This window comes from Actinomadura sp. 7K507, assembly GCF_004348425.1.
GTDB lineage: Bacteria > Actinomycetota > Actinomycetes > Streptosporangiales > Streptosporangiaceae > Spirillospora.
Genome location: NZ_SMKK01000051.1, coordinates 1 through 14,469 on the forward strand (window position 1 = coordinate 1; position 14,469 = coordinate 14,469).

Consider the following 14,469-nt stretch of genomic DNA (forward strand, 5'->3'; position numbering starts at 1 on the left):
GTGCCACACCGCCCGCGTCCCCATCGCGGCCAGCGCACCGATCCCGATCCCGGCCAGGACGTCGCCGGGGTAGTGGGCGCCGGTGTACACGCGGGCGAACGCCACCGCGGCGGCCGTCGCCGCGACCGGCACGGCCACCGCCCGCGGGGCCTCCAGCGCGACGCCCGTCGCGAAGGCGGCGGCGGACGCCGAGTGGCCGGACGGGAAGGCGTGCGACGTCGGCAGCTTCCAGCGGATCCGGATCGGCGGCACCAGGTCCACGACCGGGCGCTTGCGGCGGAACGCGTGCTTGCCCAGGAGGTTCACCGCCGGGCTCGCCACCGCGATCGCGATCGAGCCGCGCAGCGCCGCGCGCCGCAGCCGGGGCCGTCCGGCGGCCCCCAGCACGCTCGCCGTCGTGAACCACAGCACACCGTGGTCGGCGAACCGCGACAGCCTCGGCAGGACGTACTCCAGCCCGCGCAGCCGCGCGGCCGCGACCCGGTCGAACGCCCACCGGTCCGCCCGTCCCAGCCTCCGCAGCGGAGGGGATCGCAGCAGGCGGGGCCGGCTCCCCCGGTGGTGCGGTGCACGATGGTCCGGTGCCTGGTGACGGCGGCGCCCTCGGACGGGCCGTGACGGCGCGGCGCGGCGCCGGGAGTGGTTGACGCGCATGACCGGGGTATCCCCAGGGACGGCCACATGATTCCGCAAAGATCTCAAATGGGGGTCACATGCGGGCAGACGGCACGCCGGACTCACCGACTGCAATAAGCTTCCGGCCATGAGTCACCCGGAACGGCTCGGTTCCTCGGGTGGCGAGTCGGTCGGAACGATCGCGGAGCCTCTTCACGTGAACGAGACGCTGGCCGACTACGCCGCACGGCATGGGCTGAGGCAGAGCGCGGCGCGCCCCCCGCTGCCCAAGTACCTCAAGGATGTGTGGGCTCGACGGAACTTCATCTGGGCGTTCGCGTCCGCGAAGAACGTCTCGAAGCACAGCGACTCCCGCCTCGGCCAGGTATGGCAGGTCCTGACACCGCTGCTGAACGCGGCCGTCTACTACCTGATCTTCGGGCTGCTGCTGAAGCTGAGCCGCGGCATCCCGGACTTCATCCCGTTCCTGGTGACCGGCGTGTTCCTGTTCGGCTTCACCCAGCGGTCCGTCACGTCCGGGTCCAAGTCGGTCGGCGACAACCTGTCGCTGATCCGGGCGCTGCACTTCCCGCGGGCGACGCTGCCGCTCGCGTACGCGGTCGTGGAGCTGCAGCAGCTGCTCGCGTCGCTCTTCGTGCTGTTCGCCATCATCCTGGCGTTCGGTGAGCCGCTCAGCTTCTACATGCTGCTGTTCGTCCCCATCCTGCTGCTCCAGCTGATGTTCAACGTGGGCATCAGCATGGTCATGGCGCGGCTGGGGGCGTTCAACCGCGACATCACGCAGCTGCTGCCGTTCGTCATGCGGACGTGGCTGTACGCGTCCGGCGTCATCTTCAGCCTGCCGCAGCTCATGGAGCGCAGCGACCTGCTGAACAACCACCCGTGGCTCGGCACCGTCCTCGAGGCGAACCCCGCGTACGTTTTCCTGGAGCTGAGCCGGTACGTCCTGCTGGGCGAGTACCGGGGATACGTCCACTCGAGCCTCGGCGTGACCTCCGTGACGCATCTGTGGCTGCTCGCGGCCGGCTGGAGCCTGGTCATGCTGATCGGGGGGTTCATGTACTTCTACCGTGCCGAGGAGCGATACGGCCGTGGCTGACACCAAGGTCCGGGGAGCCGTCGAGATCGACCCGAACCGGGAGCCGATCGTCGTGGTGGACGATCTCCACATCGTCTACCGGGTGTTCGGCGCCGGCGGGAAGGGGAACGCCGCCAGCGCGTTCTCCCGGCTCGTCAGGCGGCAGAACCGCCCCACGATGACCGAGGTCCACGCGATCAAGGGCCTGTCGTTCATCGTGTACCGGGGCGAGGCAGTAGGGATCATCGGCACCAACGGCTCCGGCAAGTCGACGCTGCTGAAGGCGATCGCGGGGCTGCTGCCTCCGCACAGCGGCGGCGTCTACACCGACGGCCAGCCGTCCCTGCTGGGCGTGAACGCGGCCCTGATGAAGGACCTCACCGGCGAGCGCAACATCGTCCTCGGCTGCCTGGCGATGGGAATGACCCCGGCGGAGACCAAGGCCAAGTCCAAGGAGATCGTGAACTTCGCCGGGCTCAAGGAGGGGTTCATCCAGTACCCCATGCGGACGTACTCGTCCGGCATGGGCGCCCGGCTCCGGTTCGCGATCGCCGCGGCCAAGACCCACGACGTGCTGCTCATCGACGAGGCCCTCGCCACCGGCGACGCCAAGTTCAAGAACAAGAGCAAGCGCCGGATCGAGGAGCTGCGCAAGGAGGCCGGCGCGGTGTTCCTCGTCGCCCACCAGCTGGACGTCGTCAAGGAGACCTGCGACCGCGTCATCTGGATCGACGAGGGCCGGATGCACATGGACGGCGACCCGGACGAGGTCATCGCCGCCTACACCGAAGCCACCGGGAAGTAGAGCACACCGGCTGGGACCGATGAGGCTGGCGTGGCCGCCGAGGCGGATGTGACTCGGAGTTACCGGATCGTCTCTGGATGAAACGGCAGAGCCGATCTACTTTCGAGGGAGAACCTCAGCGGCGAGGGAGGCTCCCATGGCCGACCGGCTCACCCCCCGAGTGGAGACGACCCCCAGCACCCCGCAGACCGGCTTCCACGGAAGCGGCGGGCACGGGTCCAGCAGGCACGGGTCCGGCAGGAACGGATTCAGCAGGCGCGGTTTCCTGTCCTCCACGGCGCTCGCCGCCGGCGCCACCGGGCTCCTGGCGGGATGCGCCAGCGAGTCCAGCGGACCGCAGGCGGAAGGCTCCGGCGACGCCCCGAAGGAGGTGTTCACCTCCCCGGCGAAGAAGCTGAGCGGTTCGCTCAGCATCCTGATGTGGAGCCACTTCGTGCCCCGGCACGACAAGTGGTTCGACAAGTTCGTCGCCGACTGGGGCAAGAAGGTCGGGGTGGAGGCCCGCGTCGACCACGTCAACACCGTGGACGTCCCCCGGCGCACCGCGTCGGAGATCCAGGCGAAGCGCGGCCACGACCTCATCCAGCACATCGCGCCGTTCTCGCAGTACGAGCCGTCCGTCCTGGACATGGCCGACGTCGTCCAGGAGGCGAACCGGCGCTGGGGACAGCAGCAGGAGCTGTGCCGCAAGTCGAGCTTCAACCCCAACACCGAGAAGTTCTACGCCTACTGCCCCGGCTGGACGCCCGACCCCGGCGACTACCGCAAGTCGATGTGGCAGAAGGTCGGCATGCCGAACGGCCCGGCGAGCTGGGACGACCTGCTGCGCGGCGCGTCGGAGATCAAGAAGCAGACCGGGGTGCCGTGCGGGATCGGGCTGTCCCCCGAGACCGACTCCAACATGGCGGCGCGGGCGCTGCTGTGGTCGTTCGGCGGCTCCGTCCAGGACGAGAACGAGAAGGTCGTGATCAACTCCGACGCGACCGTCGCGGCCGTGGAGTACATGACCCGGCTGTTCAAGGAGGCCGAGACCAGCGAGGTCTTCTCCTGGAACCCGGCGTCCAACAACCAGGCGCTCATCGCCGGCAAGTCGTCCTACATCCTGAACTCGATCTCGGCGTGGCGGACCGCGATGGGCACCAACCGCGAGATCGGCGACGACATCCACTTCGTCCCCGCCCTGCGCGGCCCGAAGGCGTCGCTGGCGGCGCAGCACGTGATCCAGCAGTGGATCGTGCCCACGCACGCGGGGAACCCGGACGCGGCCAAGGAGTTCCTGCTGCACTACACGGCGAACTTCCCGGCCGTGACGTACCACTCCGAGATGTACGACCTCCCGGCGTGGCCGTCCCTGGTGCCGCAGCTGAACGGCTGGCTGGACGACGACCCGTGGGGCGCCAAGCCCGCGAACAAGCTCGGCTTCCTGAAGGACTCCGTGTCGTGGAGCGCGAACATCGGCTACCCCGGCCCGTCCAACCCGGCGATCGGCGAGACCTTCAACACCCACGTCCTGCCGACGATGTTCGGCCGCGCCGCCCGCGGCCAGTCGTCCGCCGCGGACGCCGTCGCGGAGGCGGAGGACAGCATCAACTCGATCTTCGAGAACTGGCGCTCCCGCGGCCTCGTCGGCGGCTGAGCCCGCGCGAACCCGCTGAGCGGAGGCGAGGCGATTGAACACCGTTGAGGTGAAGGGCCTGGTCAAGGCGTTCGACGGGCACCTGCGGGCGCGGCGGGGACGCTCGGAGCGGGTGCTGGCGCTGGACGGCGTGGATCTGGCGGCGGAGCCCGGGGAGTACCTGGTGCTGCTCGGGCCGTCCGGGTGCGGGAAGACGACGCTGCTGCGGACGATCGCGGGCCTGGAGCAGCCGACGGAAGGCGAGGTGCTGATCGGCGGGAACGTGGTGAACGGGCTCCCCCCGAGGGTCCGGCAGATCGCGATGGTGTTCCAGTCGTACGCGCTCTACCCGCACAAGACGGTGATGGACAACATCGTCTTCCCGCTGCGCGCGGAGGGGATGGAGAAGGAGGAACGCGACCGCAAGGCGACGTGGGCGGCGGAGCTTCTGGAGATCGAGCCGCTGCTGCGCCGCAAGCCGCGCCAGCTGTCGGGCGGTGAGCGGCAGCGGGTGGCGCTGGCGCGGGCGCTGGTCCGCGACCCGGCGGTGTTCCTGCTGGACGAGCCGCTGTCCAACCTGGACGCGAAGATGCGCGCGACGGCGCGCGACGAGCTGAAGCGCTTCCAGGAGCGGGTCGGGACCACCACGATCTACGTGACCCACGACCAGGCGGAGGCGATGGGGCTCGGTGACCGCATCGCGGTACTGGAGCAGGGCCGCGTCCGGCAGGTCGGGACGCCGCAGGAGGTGTACGACGACCCGGCCGACACGTTCGTCGCGACGTTCATCGGGTCGCCGCCGATGAACCTCGTCGAGCGCGGCGACCGGCTGGTGGGGTTCCGTCCCGAGCATCTGCTGCCCGTTGAGAACGTCCCGGCGAAGGACCGGGTGACGATGCCGCTGCGGGTCGACCGGATGGAGTACCTGTCGGGTGACCGGCACGTGTACGGGACGGTGACGGGGATCGGCGAGGAGACCCGCGTCATCGCCCGGCTGCCCGCGACGGTGGCGACGCCGCTGGAGGCCGGGGAGACCCGCGAGTTCGCGGTGCCCTCCGACCGGTTCCGGTTCTTCGACGCCGGCGCCGGGACCCGGACGGGCCCGGTGCCGGTCGGGGACGCCCGATGACGGACGCGAAGACCGAGCCCGAGCCGGCCGCGGACCGCAGGCGGCAGGGACGGTCGAAGGCCGGGCTCGCCGACCGCGACGGGTTCCTCGCGTGGGTGATGCTGCTGCCGTCGGTCGTCTACATCATCGCGCTGGTCGGCATCCCGTTCCTGCTGGCGGTCGCGTTCGCGTTCTCGGACGTGACGACCGGCGACCCGTCGTTCGACTTCGTCGGGTTCGCCAACTTCGGCGCCGTGTTCGACGACCCGATCTTCTGGCGCTCCCTGCGCAACACGCTGGTCTTCACCGCGGTGAGCATGGTGCTGATCGTCGTGTTCGGGAAGATCCTCGCGAACATCCTGGTCGCCGACTTCCGCGGCAAGTGGTTCGTCCGGTTCCTGGTCCTGCTGCCGTGGACGACGCCGGTGGCGCTGTCGACGGTCTCGTGGTTGTGGTTCCTGGACTCGATCTTCTCGCCGGTCGACTGGGTGCTGCGCAACGTCGGGCTGATCGACGCGAACGTCGTCTGGCTCGGCAAGCCGGGCACGGCGATGGCGTCGGTGATCGCCGTGCACGTGTGGCGGCTGACGCCGCTGGCCGCGGTGATCGTGATGGCCGGGCTGATCGCGATCCCCCGCGACCTGGACGAGGCCGCGCGGATCGACGGCGCCGGGTTCTGGCGGCGGATGTTCGAGGTGACGATCCCGCTGACGATGCCGGTGATCGCGGTGGCCGCGCTGTTCGGCGCGATCCTGACGTTCACCGACATGACCGTCCCGTACGTGCTGACGCGGGGCGGCCCGACGCACTCGACGGACGTGCTGGCGTCGTGGGCGTACTTCCGCGGCATCGAGGGCGGCGACGTCGGCCAGGGCGCGGCGATCGCGCTGTTCCTGTTCCCGCTGCTGCTCGCGGCCGCGGTCGCGATCCTGCGCGCCGTCCGACGCCTGGAGGCCCGATGACCGGCACCGAGTCCGCCGTCAAGGAGAGCGCGCCGGGGGCGTCCGCCGGCGAGATGAGGCGGCTGCGGCGGCGGTACGGGCGGCGGCACGTGGCCGCCCGGTGCGGGGTCTACGCGGCGGCGGTCACGGCGGCGCTGCTGTGCGCGCTGCCGTTCCTGTGGAGCGTGATCAGCGCGTTCAAGCAGAACCAGGACCTGTACGACCCGGAGAGCAACCCGTTCTTCTTCAACATGCCGGCGACGCCCGACCATGTGACGTTCCTGTTCACCGACACGCCGTTCCTGACGTTCGTGGTCAACTCGCTGATCGTCGGGGCGGCGGTGGTGGCGATCACGCTGGCGCTCGCGCTGCCCGCCGCGTACTCCCTGGCGCGCCTGGACCGCCCGTGGGGGACGCCGATGGGCATCGCGATCTTCATGGTGTACCTGGTGCCGCCGTCGCTGCTGTTCCTGTCCCTGACGCGCGTCGTGGTGGCGCTGCACCTGGAGAACACTCTCTGGTCGATGATCGTCGTGTATCCGACGATCACGGTGCCGGTGTCGGTGTGGCTGCTGATCGGGTTCCTCAAGGCCGTCCCCAAGGACGTGGAGGAGCAGGCCATGGTGGACGGCTACAGCCGTCTGGGGGCGTTCGTCCGGGCGGTGATGCCGCTGGTGTTCCCGGGGATCGTCGCGGTGGTGGTGTTCAGCTTCACGCTCGTGTCCAGCGAGTTCGTGTATGCGCTGGCGTTCGTGTCGGCGAGCCCCGAGATGGTGATCAGTACCGGTGTGCCGACGCAGCTGATCCGGGGGGACGTGTTCTTCTGGCAGTCGCTCCAGGCGTCCGCGGTGATCACGGCGGTGCCGATCGCGTTCTTCTTCAACCTGTTCCTGGACCGCTTCGTCACCGGGTTCACGATGGGGGCCGTCAAGACCTGACACCGCCTGATAGGGATGGAAGGGTTACGGACATCTGACGATCAAGCCCCTACCAGGAGGTCGACATGGCCGGCCAGCCGCCGCTTCCGCACGAGTACCTTCCCGAGGTCCCGTCCTTCACCGTCACCAGCGACGACGTCACCGAAGGCGAACGTCTCCCGAACGGGCAGGTGTTCGACGACTGGGGGTTCAGCGGCGACAACGACTCCCCGCACCTGCGCTGGTCGGGGTTCCCGGCCGAGACCAAGAGCTTCGCGGTGACGTGCTTCGACCCGGACGCGCCGACCGGCAGCGGGTTCTGGCACTGGGTGCTGTTCGACATCCCCGCGAACGTGATCGAGCTGCCCACCGGCGCCGGCTCCGTGGACTCCAAGGTCGGCGTCCACGCCCGCAGCGACTTCGGGATCAAGGCGTACGGCGGCGCCGCCCCGCCGCCCGGCGACCCGCACCGCTACGTGTTCACCGTCCACGCGCTGGACGTGGAGTCGCTCGGCGTCGACTCCGACACGATGCCGGCCGTGGTCGGCTTCAACATCACCGGCCACACCCTGGCCCGCGCCACGATCATCCCCGTGTACTGACACCCGGCTGCCGAAACGGCGACCCGGGCGCCGGCCGGTTCAGCCCGGCGCGGCGTCCGGGACGATCATCGGGGTGCCGGTGACCGGGTCGGGGACGATGACGCAGGACAGGTCGAACACCTCCTTGATCAGGGCGGTGTCGACGATGTCGGCGGGCGCGCCCTCGGCGACGACCCGGCCGTCGCGCATCGCGATGAGGTGGTCGGCGAAGCGGCACGCCTGGTTGATGTCGTGCAGCACCGTGATGATCGTCCGGCCTTCGTCGCGGAGCCGGGCCAGCAGGGCGAGCAGCTGGTACTGGTGCGTGATGTCGAGGAAGGTGGTGGGCTCGTCCAGGAGCAGGTAGGACGTCTCCTGGGCGAGGATCATCGCGACCCACACGCGCTGCCGCTGCCCGCCGGACAGGTTCTCCACCGGCCGCTCGGCCAGGTCGGTGACCCCGGCCGCGTCCATCGCCGCGGCCACCGCGCGTTCGTCCTCTCGCGACCACGTGGACAGCAGCGTCTGGTGCGGGTACCGGCCGCGGGCGACGAGCTGCCGCACCGCGATGTTCTCCGGCGCGACGAGCCCCTGCGGCAGGAACCCGACCTCGCGGGCGATGAGCTTCGGCTTGTAGTCGCGGACGTCGCGGCCGTCGAAGCTCACCTGCCCGGCCGACGGCGCCAGCAGCCGGGCGAAGGAGCGCAGCAGCGTCGACTTGCCGCAGGCGTTGGCCCCGACGACGGCGGTGAACGCCCGGTCGGGGATGTCGATGGACAGGTCCGCCGACACCACCCGGTCGCCGTAGGCGAGCGTGATTCCGGCGGCGTTGAGACGTCCGGTCGCGGCGTTCTCGTGCGCGGCCTTCTCGTGCGCGGCCTTCTCGTGCGTCACGGCTTTCTCGTGCGTCACGGCTTTCTCATTTCCATGATCAGCAGCCAGAGGAGGTAGGTGCCGCCGATCGCCGTGGTGACGACCCCGACGGGCAGCTGCACCGGGGCCAGCACGGTCTGGGCGGCCAGGTCGGCGGCCAGGAGCAGCAGCGCCCCGGTCAGCGCGGCGGGCAGCGCCGGCGTCCCGGCCGCGCCGGCGACGCGGCGGCCGATCTGCGGCGCGGCGAGCGCGACGAACACGACCGGCCCGGCCGCGGACGTGACGGTCGCGGTGAGCCCGACACCCACCAGGATGATCAGCAGCCGGTACCGGTTCAGCGCCACCCCCGACGTGGCGGCGACGTCGTCGCCGAGCGCGGCCTGCCCCATGCTGCGCGACAGCGCGGCCAGCACCAGCGCCAGCCCGGCGATGATGAGGAACGGCAGGCGGACCTCGGCCCAGTCCAGGCCGTTCAGGGAGCCGGCGCTCCAGCCGGTCGCGGCGATCGCGATGTCCAGGTCCACCCGCAGGATGATCCACGAGTTGACCGCGGTCAGCATCGCGTTCACCGCGATGCCGATCACGACGAGGCGCAGCCCGCTGAGCCCGGACTTCAACGACAGCACGTAGACGACGACGGCCGCGGCCAGCCCCCCGGTGAGGGACCCGGCGGCCAGTCCCCCGGCCGTCCCGCCGAACACGGTGATCGCGATCAGGACGCCGGTGTAGGCGCCGGCGTCCAGGCCGATCACGTCGGGGCTGCCGAGCGCGTTGCGGGTGACGTTCTGGAAGATCGACCCGGCGGCGCCGAGGGCCGCGCCGAAGACCAGTGCCGCGGCGACCCGGGGCAGCCGCCACTCCTGGACGACCAGCACCGCGTCCCCCTGCCCGGCCAGCGCCGCCAGGACCTCGCCGGGCGGGTCCCAGGAGTCGCCGCGGCACAGCGCGACGAACGCGAGCCCGAGCGCGAGGCCCGCCAGCACGAGCGACGCCACGGCCGTCCGCCGCTCGATCTGCGCGGACACCCGGCCCGCGCGCAGCACCAGCGTGCTCACAGCCCCACCGCCCCGTACCGGCGGACGACCCAGATCAGCGCGGGCCCGCCGAGGAACGCGGTGACGACGGCCACCGGGACCTCCCCGGTCGGGAGCAGGACCCGCGAGCCGATGTCGGAGACGAGCAGCAGGATGGGGCCGAGCAGCATCGTGTAGACCATCAGCCACGGGATCGACCCGCCGGCGGCGCGCCGCGCCAGATGCGGCACGATCAGCCCGACGAACGCGATCGGCCCGGCGATAGCGGTGGCGGCGCCGGCGAGGACGGTGACGAGCGCGAACACCGCCAGCCTGATCCGCGTGACGCGGGCGCCGAGCGCGTGCGCGACGTCCTCGCCGAGCGCGAGACCCGCCAGGGGACGGGTGACCAGGAGCGCCCCCGCGAGGGCGAGGACGATCACCAGCACCGGTATCTCGAACGGAGTCTGCTCGCGTCCGGCGAGCGAGCCGACCGACCAGAACCGGTACCGGTCCAGGACGTCCGGGTACAGCAGCCGCAGGGCGAGGGAGAGCCCCGACAGCACGAAGGTGAAGGCGACACCGGCGAGGACGAGCCGCAGCGGCACGCTCCTGCCGACGCCGTAGACGACCAGCGCCGCGACCACCGCCCCGGCCAGCGCGAGCGCCAGCCTGGCCGACTGCGACCCGCTGACCCCCAGCACCGTGCCCAGCGTGATCGCGAACCCGGCGCCGGCGGTCCACCCGAGGATGCCGGGCTCGGCCAGCGGGTTGCGGGTAAGCGTCTGGACGAGGGAGCCGGAGACGCCCAGGGCCGCGCCCACGCAGATCGCGAGGATCGTCCGCGGCACCCGGATGTCGCGGACGATCACCTGCTCGCTCGTTCCGGTGTAGTCCACCAGCGCCCGCCAGACCTCCGGCAGCGGGGCCGACCCCGCGCCGACGGCCAGGCTCGCGCCCGCGAGGACCACCATGAGCAGGACCGCCCCCAGCAGGATCACGACCCGCCGCGACACCCCGGACCGGACGGGACCGCCGGTCTTCGCCGAACCGGCCCGTGCTGGTTCTGCCCGTCCTGGCTCGGCCTGCCCTGCTTCGGCAACGGGCGGTAAGGCCGCCCCCCGACCGGTCGGTCGGGGGGCGGCCTTGGCGAGTCCGGCCCGCGGATCAATCCTCAAGATCTGCCACTCCGACTTTCCAGTAGCCGGTGAACAGCGCGTCCATCCCGCCGGCGCCCTCCCCGCCGGCGGCCTCTCCGCCGACGGCCTTGCGGTCCCGCGCCCAGGCGCGCAGCGGCTTGATCGCGCCCGTCTCCCCGGCGGCGAACAGGAACGTCCGGCGGTCGGGCAGGTCGAGCGACAGCACGGCGTCGGCCAGCGGGGACCGCCCGCCGTCCCGGACGAGCCAGGTGACCTCCACCCCGTCGCGGGCGGCGAGCGGGTAGGCGTGGTCGGCGGCGTCGGCGGTCTCGACCACGAGGTGCGCGGACACGTCCGGCGGGGACTCCTCCAGCCACCGGGCGGCGGCGGGCAGCGCGGTGGCGTCGACCGCGAACACGTAGTGGTCGTAGTTGTGCGGGAACGCCTTGGCTCCGGGCGGCCCGGCGATCGAGACGTCCTCGCCGGGCTGCGCTTCGGCCGCCCACGCCGAGGCGAGCCCGCCCGGGTGCAGGACGAAGTCGAAGTCGATCTCGCACGCGTCCGCGTCGTAGCGCCGGATGGTGTACCTCCGGCTGGGCGGCGACGGCTTCGGCCAGTCCAGCGACAGGTCGGGGGTGGGGACGGGCAGGCGCCGCGTGCCGTCCGCGTCCGGGAAGACGATCTTGACGTGGTCGTCGGCCTGGTAGGTGTGGAAGCCCGCCAGCTCCGGGCCGCCGACGGTCAGCCGCACGATGTTCTTCGTGACCTGCTCCCGGCGCAGCAGCCGCCCGGTCCGGATGCAGATCGGGTACCCGATGCGGCGGACCTCCGTGCCGGTCCGGTGGTGCCTCAGGACGCGGCCGCGCGGATCGTGGCGCTCGCTCAGCATGCTTCCCCTCTCATTTCTCCAGCAGCGGCGCGAGCGCCTTGTCGATCTCGTCCAGCGTCCGCATCGCGGACTCGTAGGTCGCCGCCTCGGTGTAGCGGATCCCGAAGGCCTTGTCGTCCTTGACCGCGGGCAGGTTCTTCCACAGTTCGGAGTCGAGGGCGTACTTCACCGACTCGCCGGGCTTGCCGTCCGGCTCCAGCGAGTAGGTGATGGCGTCGGCGTCGCCCAGGCTCTCCGGCAGTTCCTCCACGGACGGGGTCTCGCTGACGTCCTTCGAGCCCCCGCCCTTCTTCTTGACCTCGCCGTAGTAGGTCACGCCGATGTCCTGGGCGATGTTGGTCCCCCAGGACTTGCCGAACTCGCGCATGAACGTCCCGGCGGAGACGTCACCGTACTCGCCGACGTGGCCGAACTTCAGCCCGGAGAGGGCGTCCTCGTACTTGGCCTTGAGCTCGCCCGCCTTCTTCTCGTAGGCGGCCTTGGCCTTCGCGTGCTGGCCGGACCGGCCGGCGGCGTCGGACTGGCGGAACGACAGCTCGCGCCACGCGGACGGCACCGTCGGCCCGATGGCCACGGTCGGCGCGATCGATTCGAGGCGCTTCATGTCCAGGTCGCCGAGGACGGGCGCCGGGACGCCGATGACGATGAGGTCCGGGTCCGCCTTGGCGATGGCCTCGTAGTTGGTCTCGGCGGCCGTGTCTCCCGCGATCTTGTTCATGTCGTCGTAGGTCTTGCGGTCCTCCGGCGTCATCAGCGGCAGGCCGCGCTTCCAGGACGAGATCCCGACCAGCTCCGCCCCCGCCTCGATGAGGACCGGCACCGCGTACCCGGTCGCCACGACCCGCTTCGGCTCGGCGGGGATCGTGATCTTGCCGTTGTCGGCCTCGAAGACACGCGTTTCGGCGGACGCGCCGGACTCGGAGTCGGAGCCGGATCCGCAGGCCGTCGCGAGGACGAGCGAGGCGGCCACCGCGGCGGCGAGTCTCCAGGGCTTACGAGAGTGCATGGTCGCGTTCCTTCAAGGGTGTTCCAAGGGGATATCGGGGTCGGCACCCCGCTGACATGGTCCGACGCATAGTTAGGTTAGCCTTACTTAAAATCGCGCTCATATCGCTGAGAGGACATCCTGTGCCGCCCATAGGTCACGAAGGGAACGATCCGGAATCCTGCGAGGAGTACGGCTACGGCCTCGGCGCACCCGACGGGATCCTCGTGCTGAAGTACCGGTCGGCGGGCGGGCTGACGATGGGCGAGGGCCGCCAGGACTTCCTGCACCAGCTCTACTGGTCCCCGGACGGCGTGCTCGCGTTGCTGCACGGCTCCTCGACCCTGTTCGCGGGCCCCGGTGAGGCGTTCTGGGTGAAGCGCGCGGTGAGCCACGACGTGCACGCGGGCGACCGGCAGACCCTCTACCGGATCTGCCTGCGGGAGACACCGCCGGCCCTGAAGGGCCTGCGCGCGGGACCGGCCACGATCGACGTCGAGGCCGGACGCCTCATCGAGGCGATCTCCCGCCGCGGATGCGACGAGCAGACCGCCCTCGCCGCCCGGCCCCGCATCCTGACCGGGCTCCGCGCGGTGCCCGCCCCGCCGTCGGCCCGCTCGGCGTCCGCCGGACCGGCGTCACCGGACGTCCGCGGCACCGGCTTCGCGCTGACCGTCGCCCGCGCCCTCTCCCACGACCCCGCGGACCCGACCCGCCTCGACGAATGGGCCGAGCGGCTGCGCGTGAGCGTCAAGACGCTGCAGCGCGACTTCCTGCGCGAGTTCGGCATGCCCTACACCCAGTGGCGGACGCGCCTGCGCCTGCAAGCGGCACGCGTGCTCCTGGACTCCCACCCGGTCACCAAGGTCGCCCACCAGGTCGGCTACGCGAGCCCGTCGGCCTTCATCACGGCGTTCGCGAAGGAGTACGGCCAGACCCCCGGCGACTACGTCTCCCGGCCCGCACCGGCCAGGACGCCCCCAACGACCGTGCGGCGATAGCGGACGGACCCGCGTCTGCTCTCCGGCCTGGCGTGCATGAATACCCCGCGAACTGGACAATGTGGGCGTGACACTTAACCCGTTCCCGTCTAGCCCCATCGTCGCGGTGATGTAGCCGTGGACAGAGATATCCTGATGGTGCGCTTTATCCGCAGCGCCGCTGGGGCGATCTTCTTCCTCCTGGTCGGCCTCGGCATGGTGGCGGGCGCCGTCGGCGCACTCGTGGCGTACCTGCCCGACGGTGTCCGTGACCTGCGCGCGTACGAGGCCGCCACGCCCTGCCGCACCGTCCCGATCGAGCCCGCCGACTGCCTGTGGAAGCAGGAGTTCACGGTGACGGAAGTCGACGACCCTCGCGGACGGGGCAGGGGGCGGTACACGATCCTGACGGACGCGGACGGCGACCGGTGGAGGTCGACGTACGGCGACACCGTCCCGGTCTGGGGCGGACTCGCCGAGGGCGACCGTGTCACCGGCACCATCTGGCGCGGCACACTGACCGAGATCTCGAAGGGGGGCGCGACGCAGAGCACCAGTGAGGCCCCGGCCGACATGCGCGCGCGGAGCGCCGTACTCGCGCTGATCCTGCTACCGTCCGGCCTGAGCTTGGCGATCGTGTCCGGCTGGCGGTTTGCGCGGCGCCGCGCGTCCCCCACCCTGACGCCGGGCCAGAGCGCGAGCTTCTGGCTCTCGTTCGGGCTGTTGATGGCCGGCCTGATCTCCCCGATCCCCGCTGCCCTTCTCCCGTACGGCAGCGAGCTCGGGCACGCCGGGTTCACCGCGCTCGTCTGGCTGGCGATCGCCGGCCTCGGCGCGGGTCTCGCCCGCCTCCACACCGTCCGCGAGAGAAACCGTCAACCTGTGCCCTGACCGGATCGGGCCGATTCT

15 protein-coding genes are annotated in these 14,469 nt (G+C 71.1%); 9 read left to right on the top strand and 6 right to left on the bottom strand.

The window, feature by feature from the left end; all coding sequences use genetic code 11:
- Window positions 1-654 (bottom strand): phosphatase PAP2 family protein (locus E1285_RS14050; protein ID WP_132151977.1); only part of this gene is annotated, 654 nt, incomplete at its 3' end.
- 178 nt (window positions 655-832) lie between these two features.
- Here E1285_RS14050 and E1285_RS14055 point away from each other — a divergent pair.
- The 7 genes from E1285_RS14055 to E1285_RS14085 all read left to right on the top strand — a co-directional run bounded on the left by E1285_RS14055 (window position 833) and on the right by E1285_RS14085 (window position 7,702).
- Window positions 833-1,735, top strand: coding sequence for an ABC transporter permease (locus E1285_RS14055; protein WP_243722766.1), 903 nt, complete (start codon window positions 833-835; stop codon window positions 1,733-1,735).
- Complete coding sequence (locus E1285_RS14060; protein ID WP_243722767.1) at window positions 1,728-2,519, top strand: ABC transporter ATP-binding protein; 792 nt, start codon at window positions 1,728-1,730, stop codon at window positions 2,517-2,519. Before E1285_RS14055 ends, E1285_RS14060 begins: the two co-directional genes overlap by 8 nt.
- Window positions 2,520-2,655: 136 nt before the next feature.
- Entirely contained in the window at window positions 2,656-4,155 is a 1,500-nt protein-coding gene (locus E1285_RS14065) for an extracellular solute-binding protein (protein WP_132151981.1), read from the top strand.
- A 34-nt stretch (window positions 4,156-4,189) separates the two neighbouring features.
- A complete protein-coding gene (locus E1285_RS14070; RefSeq protein WP_132151983.1) occupies window positions 4,190-5,263 on the top strand; it encodes an ABC transporter ATP-binding protein in 1,074 nt (357 codons plus the stop codon).
- Complete coding sequence (locus tag E1285_RS14075) at window positions 5,260-6,204, top strand: sugar ABC transporter permease (RefSeq protein WP_207946586.1); 945 nt, start codon at window positions 5,260-5,262, stop codon at window positions 6,202-6,204. The genes E1285_RS14070 and E1285_RS14075 overlap by 4 nt, the downstream gene beginning before the upstream one ends.
- Window positions 6,201-7,121 carry a carbohydrate ABC transporter permease gene (locus tag E1285_RS14080; protein WP_207946587.1) on the top strand — a complete coding sequence of 307 codons (921 nt, stop codon included), beginning with the start codon at window positions 6,201-6,203 and terminating at the stop codon, window positions 7,119-7,121. The genes E1285_RS14075 and E1285_RS14080 overlap by 4 nt, the downstream gene beginning before the upstream one ends.
- Window positions 7,122-7,186: 65 nt before the next feature.
- Window positions 7,187-7,702, top strand: coding sequence for a YbhB/YbcL family Raf kinase inhibitor-like protein (locus E1285_RS14085; RefSeq protein WP_132151985.1), 516 nt, complete (start codon window positions 7,187-7,189; stop codon window positions 7,700-7,702).
- Window positions 7,703-7,741: 39 nt separating this feature from the next.
- Here E1285_RS14085 and E1285_RS14090 read toward each other — a convergent pair whose 3' ends face one another.
- The 5 genes from E1285_RS14090 to E1285_RS14110 form a co-directional block, all read right to left on the bottom strand.
- Entirely contained in the window at window positions 7,742-8,593 is an 852-nt protein-coding gene (locus E1285_RS14090) for an ABC transporter ATP-binding protein (RefSeq protein WP_347814079.1), read from the bottom strand.
- Complete coding sequence (locus tag E1285_RS14095) at window positions 8,590-9,609, bottom strand: iron chelate uptake ABC transporter family permease subunit (RefSeq protein WP_207946588.1); 1,020 nt, start codon at window positions 9,607-9,609, stop codon at window positions 8,590-8,592. Before E1285_RS14095 ends, E1285_RS14090 begins: the two co-directional genes overlap by 4 nt.
- Window positions 9,606-10,568: an iron chelate uptake ABC transporter family permease subunit gene (locus E1285_RS14100; RefSeq protein ID WP_243722768.1), complete on the bottom strand. Its 963-nt coding sequence runs from the start codon at window positions 10,566-10,568 to the stop codon at window positions 9,606-9,608. Before E1285_RS14100 ends, E1285_RS14095 begins: the two co-directional genes overlap by 4 nt.
- Window positions 10,569-10,734: 166 nt before the next feature.
- Entirely contained in the window at window positions 10,735-11,595 is an 861-nt protein-coding gene (locus tag E1285_RS14105) for a siderophore-interacting protein (protein ID WP_132151987.1), read from the bottom strand.
- Window positions 11,596-11,605: 10 nt separating this feature from the next.
- On the bottom strand, window positions 11,606-12,601 hold the full coding sequence (locus E1285_RS14110; protein WP_132151989.1) for an ABC transporter substrate-binding protein: 996 nt from the start codon (window positions 12,599-12,601) through the stop codon (window positions 11,606-11,608).
- 122 nt (window positions 12,602-12,723) lie between these two features.
- Between E1285_RS14110 and E1285_RS14115 the strand changes: the two genes are divergently transcribed.
- A complete protein-coding gene (locus E1285_RS14115) occupies window positions 12,724-13,581 on the top strand; it encodes an AraC family transcriptional regulator (RefSeq protein ID WP_243722769.1) in 858 nt (285 codons plus the stop codon).
- A gap of 135 nt (window positions 13,582-13,716) precedes the next feature.
- A complete protein-coding gene (locus E1285_RS14120; protein WP_132151993.1) occupies window positions 13,717-14,451 on the top strand; it encodes a hypothetical protein in 735 nt (244 codons plus the stop codon).
- Window positions 14,452-14,469: the final 18 nt, after the last annotated feature.